The organism is Acidovorax sp. Root217 (assembly GCF_001428645.1).
Classification (GTDB): Bacteria; Pseudomonadota; Gammaproteobacteria; order Burkholderiales; family Burkholderiaceae_C; genus Acidovorax.
The window spans coordinates 1-5,575 of record NZ_LMIH01000026.1 but is presented as its reverse complement, the minus strand read 5'-3'; the positions used below and the strand labels follow the sequence as shown (position 1 = coordinate 5,575).

Below are 5,575 nucleotides of genomic sequence, written 5' to 3'. Positions count from 1 at the left end.
ACCCGGCGAGACCGGTTTGTCGGGCGTTGCAGCCGATGCTCCTTCTGCCGCGCACGCTCCTAGGCGCTGCGCCGCAGGCAGTACGTTAGTACGACAAGGCGCAGCAACGACGCCAGAAGAGTTTTGTTAGCCGCTCTAAGGCCGCGTCAGCTTCCATTCGCGGTGCATTTCCTGCATGAGCAGCCGCGCCAGAAAGTCCGCGTTGTCCTGCACCTTGGCGCTTTTTGGCGCAATGCCCATGGTCAGGCAGGTGACGGTGAGGGTGCCGTCCTTCACCTGCCAGGTGCCCGTGTGCCCTTCGATTTCGAGTTGCCCGCTGTCTCCGGGCGCCGCATCAGCGTTGGGGGCCATGGGGCTTTAGCGCCGCGCCTTGCACAACGACTCCCACAGCGACGCCGCCGCCGTCGGCTGCGCGCCGCACTCGAAGGCCAGCTTCAAAAATTCTTCAGCAGACACTGAAATCTCCTGCGGCAGCGCCCGCACCACCTGCATGGCGCCGGGCTTGAGCCGCTCGATCTCCCAGCTGGAGAGCCGGCCATCCGACAGGGCCGCCTGCCTGAAGGCCGCAACGATGTCGGCCGGCAGGTTCGGCCCGAAGACGTAGTATTCGAGCCGGGGCAGAAAGCTGGCCTCCAGGTGCGCCCCATTGGCAGGGGCGCCATTGGCCTCGTACCAGGCCTCGCGCGAGCGCCCCTGCCCCCCAGGGTAGCGGTCCGGCACCGTGTAGTAGCGCATGCGCTCCACAGGAATGCCACCGCGCGCCAGCAGCGACTGGTACAGCGCTGCCATGGGCTCAAGCGACCGTACCGTGGCGTCGTCATGCCTGCGGCTGAAGTCGATCTGGCCCAGCCATGCGTGTTCCTGATCGGTAAGGTCAATGTCCGGGGTGCGTGTCATGTACCCCATTCTGCCCTCAGGCACGGCCCAGGCACCAAGATAAAAGTTTGGCTTGTCGGAATCCCGATACTCGAAAACCATGGCGAATCTGCTACGCCCTGCCCGGTATGCTGGGGCGCCGGGTCCCCAGCGCCACCAGCGGCACGGCCATGGCGTACACCGCCACCACCAGCAGCCATATGGCGCCGGGCCAGTCCGACCGCACGGCATAGTAGAACGCCGAGAAGCCCAGCGGCGCGATGATGGACGCCAGGCTGACGGCCGAAGCCAGCATGCCCTGGAACTGCCCCTGCAGGTCGGCACCCACCTGGCGGCTGGCCAGCGCCTGCAGCGCCGGCGTGCCGAAGCTGCCCAGCGCAAAGACCGGCATGGCTACGAACACCATCCAGCCCTGGCGTATGAAGGCCATCGCCACCAGGGCCAGGCAGGCGCAGGCAATGCCCGCCAGCACAGCGCCCCTCTCACCCAGCCAGCGGCTGGCCGGCCCGGGAGCCAACGCCTGCACCAGGGTCTGGCACACGCCGAAGGCGCCCAGCGACAGTCCGATCCACAGGCCATTCCACTGGAACGCGTCGGCACCCCACAGCGCCCAGCAGATGCCATAGGCCTCGCCGGTCGCGCTGAGGATGAAGAAGGTCAGCACGATGGGCCGCAGGCGCTTTTCAGAAAGCACCCATGCCAGGGGCCGCAGCGGGTTCAGCGCCGCCAGGCCGATGCCCTCGCCGCTGCCCTTGCGCGATTCGGGCAACGATGTGCATGCGAGCACGAAGTTGGCCCCCGTGAGCACCGCCGCTGCGATGAAGGGCAAGCGCACCCAGTGGTCGCCGAGCACGCCGCCCAGCACCGGCCCGATGATGAAGCCCGCGCCGAACATGGCGTTGAAGAGCCCGAAGCGCCGCGCGCGCTGCGCCTCGGGCGTGACATCGGTGATGTAGGCCGTCGCCACCGACATGTTGGCGCTTGTCAGCCCCGCGATGGCGCGCCCCAGCAGCAACAGCCACAGGCTGGGCGCGCACGCCAGCAGCAGGTAGTTGACGCTGGCGCCGGCCAGGGACAGCAGCAGTACGGGCCGCCGGCCCAGCCGGTCGCTCAGCGCGCCCAGCACCGGCGCGAACACCAGTTGCATGGTTGCATACAGTGCGGCCATGATCCCGATGAACGGCGCGACATTGCCGGCGCCAGTGACTTCGCCGACCAGCGCCGGAAGGATGGGAAACACGAGGCCGATGCCCATGGCATCGAGCGCAACGCAAAGGTAGATGACGAGAAGGGATCGGTTCATGCAGGGGCGCTCCAGTCCGTGCAGGCATGGCTGCGCCAAGGGCGCAGCTGCTCGCAGCAGGGTCCGACGGGTGTCGGGGGAAACGCTGGCCGGGGTCACCCCGTGCGGGGGTGGCGGCGTGTGCGCGGCCAATTGCGGTTTCGGTGTCCAGATGGACGGGCGAATGCAACAAACGGCCGTTTCTCGCGGTGTTCGAGTGCGCAGTATCGCACGCCCGCGCTGCTACCTCGACGCCCCGCCCCCCCTATCTCACCGTGAGCACGATCTTTCCGCGAATGTGCCCGCGCGCCGCCCGCTCGTGTGCGCTGCGCGCATCGGCCAGCGCAAAGGTGCTGTCGATGGCCACGCGCACCGTGCCCGCGCCGAGCAAGCCCGCCAGTTGCACGAGCTGGGCGCCGCTGGACCTCACCTGCGTTGCCGACACCGTGAAGCCCCGCTGCGCGGCCTCGTCGGCGCCGGTGTAGCCCAGGGGGAACACGGGGTACAGCACGCCACCCGGCTTGAGCGCCTGCAGAAACCGGCCGGTGGTGGGGCCGCCCAGGGTGTCGAGCACCAGGTCCACCCCGCGCGCCACCGCTTCGGGCGCGCCCTGGGTGTAGTCGATGAATTCGTCGGCGCCCAGGCCCCGCAGAAATGCCTCGTGCGCGCCCGACGCCACGGCGATCACGTGCGCGCCCTTGACCTTCGCCAACTGCACCGCAAAGTGCCCCACCCCGCCCGCCGCGCCGTTGATGAGCACCGTCTTGCCCTCGACGGGCACCGGCCGGTGCATCTGCGGCTGCAAAGGGTTCGGGTGGTCGTGGCCCAGCTCGATGAGGAACTGCCACGCCGTGAGCAAGGCCATGGGTGCAGCAGCTGCCTGCACGTGGCTGATGCCGGCTGGCTTGTGTGCCAGGTCCGATGCGGGTGCGGTCACGTATTCGGCATAGGCCGCGCTGTCGCCATAGCTGGGAAAGCGCACCATGCCGAACACCTCGTCGCCCACGGCCAGGCCTTGCACGCCCGGCGCCACGGCCTCGACCACGCCCGAGACGTCCGATCCCGGGATGGCGGGCATCGCGATCGGCGGTTGCCACGCGGGCGGCAGCATGCGGTAGCCCTCGCGCAGGTACCAGTCGGGCGGGTTGATGCCCACTGCGTGCACGCGCACCAGCACCTCGCCGGGCTTGAGCGCAGGCACCGGCGCATCCTCGTAGCGCAGCACCTCGGGGCCGCCGAAGGCGTGCAGGCGGATGGCTTTCATCATCGTCGTCGTGGTTGTCGTAGCGGTTGTCATCGTGATCTCCTGGGATTCGTCAAAACCGCAGTGTCGATCTTCACCGTCTGTTTGATAATCCCTCCACAACTCACTTGTTTCATGCCATGACGGAATCAATCAGCCTGGAGCGCCTGACCGGCATCGTCGCGTTTGCCCGCGCGGCGTCGCACGGCAGCTTCACCGCGGCGGCGCGCTCGCTGTCGGTGTCGCCATCGGCCGTGAGCAAGACCATCCAGCGGCTGGAGCAGCAGTTGGGCCTGCGCCTGTTCACGCGCACCACCCGATCCCTGGTGCTCACGCCCGAGGGCCGCGAGCTGCACGAGCGCGCCCTGCACCTGCTGCGCGCGGCCGAGGATGTGGTGCAGTCCGCCGCCGCCGTGCGGGCCGAGCCGTCCGGCACCATCAAGGTGGCGGCGCCGCTGCCCATCGGCACGCGCTTGCTCGCGCCCGCCCTGCCCGAGTTTCGCCGCCGCTACCCCAAGGTGCAGGTGGACCTGCGGCTGGGCGACCGCTTCGTGAACCTGGTGGAGGAAGGCATCGACGTAGCCATCCGCATCGGCGATCTGCCCGACTCCAACCTGCTATCGCGCGGCCTCACCTCGGCCAAAGTCAGCGCCTTCGCCTCACCCACCTACCTGGCAGCGCGGGGCACGCCCCAACGGCCCGAGGACCTCCAACACCACGATTGCGTGAACTTTCGCTACCAGGCGTCGGGCCAGCTGATGCGCTGGGTGTTCAAGGCCGGCAGCCGCACGGTGGAGTTCACGCCCGATGCAGCCATCGTGGTGGACGTGAGCGACGCGGTGGTGGAGGTCATCGCCGCCGGTGGCGGCATCGGCATGTCGGCATCGTTCATCGCCGCGCCGTATGTCGAGCGCGGCCTGCTGGTGCCGGTGCTGACCGAGTTTGCGGCCCACATGCCGACCATCACCGCCGTCTGGCCCGAGAGCCGGCGCGCGAGTCCGAGCGTCAAGGCGTTCATAGGGTTTCTGGAGGAGCTGTTTCCGTCGCCCGCACCGTGGGATGCGGTGATTGCGAATGCAGCCTTGAGGCCAAAGCACATCCCGCCGACCACAGGTACGAAAAAATGACCGTTTGGCCGGTCTCGTACGGCATCGCATACTGCGGCTTCAACTGCAGTCACCCAAATGGGCTAGATCACCCCCGGGCCTACTCTGACACTATGGACCATGGTCCCCTCCCCCTCCCTGCCGCGAAACACCGCCCTTGCCACCTGGGCCAAGGCTCTGGAGGAATGGCAGACAGAGGCCACCCGGCTGGCCCAGGGTGGTGCGCCTGATAGCCACCGGGCTGCTGCACTGAAAATGTCGCTGGCCACCGCACGCTACCGCTTGAATCTGGTGTCCGCATAGCAGCCTGGTGCGGTGACTGCAGGCAAGCCCCGCACCTGTTGCCTGTTCGGTCGTTGCCGGACAGTGGGGCGACATGCGTTGGACGACGGGAACGGCGTTAGTTAACTGGACACACAGATCGGCTCTCGCCGACATTCCCAGGTCGCTGGCAGTACCTGCTCCGCTTCGCTGAGTCGCCTTCTTGGGTGATACAGGGCACAGGCGCGAGCGGCTAGACTGCCGCTATCAGCCAATAGCCGACATTCCCCCAATCGAGTTTGATGTCCAATGCTCTCAGCGAATACCTTGAGGTTTCTTGATGAACTCTTCGTGACCTCACAGGAGGCGTACTCAAATGGAGGCACGTTGTGGACATTCATCGAGGCAGCAAATCAGGGTCACTTCCGGTTTAACGACCCTCGACGAGGACTGCCAGCAGGCGGCATGGATTTAGAGCTACTTGGCTACTGGCTCCAATGCGCTCGAAGTGGTCAAGCGAGTGATTTGAAGCCAGTGACGGCGGAGTCCATTGCTGACGCAACCAGACTGGTGAATGCGTTGAAGAATGATCTAAAAGTCGATGATTTCCTTTTCGCATTTGATGATGCGGGCACCGACATGACCGCCAATATTTACATGATTCTGAACTCTGACAATCGTTACTTTGCTCTAGAGATGTGGTGGTCCATCGACTAGCGAGGGCGTACAGCCACGTCAGCTTTGGGCCGAGGCTGTGTGAAAACCCAACCCTAAACCGCTGCCCAAAACTAAAATAGCGGCACCCGA

The 5,575-nt window shown here is 66.3% G+C and carries 7 protein-coding genes; 3 read left to right on the top strand and 4 right to left on the bottom strand.

Annotated elements, in window-relative coordinates; all coding sequences use genetic code 11:
• Window positions 1–135: 135 nt before the first annotated feature.
• The 4 genes from ASE31_RS23295 to ASE31_RS23280 all read right to left on the bottom strand — a co-directional run bounded on the left by ASE31_RS23295 (window position 136) and on the right by ASE31_RS23280 (window position 3,455).
• Complete coding sequence (locus ASE31_RS23295; RefSeq protein WP_057204194.1) at window positions 136–351, bottom strand: hypothetical protein; 216 nt, start codon at window positions 349–351, stop codon at window positions 136–138.
• Between the two features lie 6 nt (window positions 352–357).
• Window positions 358–897: a hypothetical protein gene (locus ASE31_RS23290; protein WP_157412620.1), complete on the bottom strand. Its 540-nt coding sequence runs from the start codon at window positions 895–897 to the stop codon at window positions 358–360.
• Window positions 898–988: 91 nt separating this feature from the next.
• Complete coding sequence (locus ASE31_RS23285; protein WP_057204192.1) at window positions 989–2,179, bottom strand: TCR/Tet family MFS transporter; 1,191 nt, start codon at window positions 2,177–2,179, stop codon at window positions 989–991.
• A 244-nt stretch (window positions 2,180–2,423) separates the two neighbouring features.
• Window positions 2,424–3,455 (bottom strand): NADP-dependent oxidoreductase, encoded by a 1,032-nt coding sequence (locus ASE31_RS23280; RefSeq protein ID WP_057204191.1) that lies wholly within the window; start codon window positions 3,453–3,455, stop codon window positions 2,424–2,426.
• A gap of 86 nt (window positions 3,456–3,541) precedes the next feature.
• On the opposite strand from ASE31_RS23280, the gene ASE31_RS23275 reads away from it, so the two are divergent.
• From ASE31_RS23275 to ASE31_RS31870, 3 genes are all read left to right on the top strand, one after another.
• Window positions 3,542–4,528: a LysR family transcriptional regulator gene (locus ASE31_RS23275; protein ID WP_057204190.1), complete on the top strand. Its 987-nt coding sequence runs from the start codon at window positions 3,542–3,544 to the stop codon at window positions 4,526–4,528.
• Between the two features lie 99 nt (window positions 4,529–4,627).
• Window positions 4,628–4,810, top strand: a complete 183-nt coding sequence (locus ASE31_RS23270; RefSeq protein ID WP_057204189.1) for a hypothetical protein — start codon at window positions 4,628–4,630, stop codon at window positions 4,808–4,810.
• Between the two features lie 309 nt (window positions 4,811–5,119).
• Window positions 5,120–5,485 carry a hypothetical protein gene (locus ASE31_RS31870; RefSeq protein WP_157412619.1) on the top strand — a complete coding sequence of 122 codons (366 nt, stop codon included), beginning with the start codon at window positions 5,120–5,122 and terminating at the stop codon, window positions 5,483–5,485.
• Window positions 5,486–5,575 lie beyond the last annotated feature (90 nt).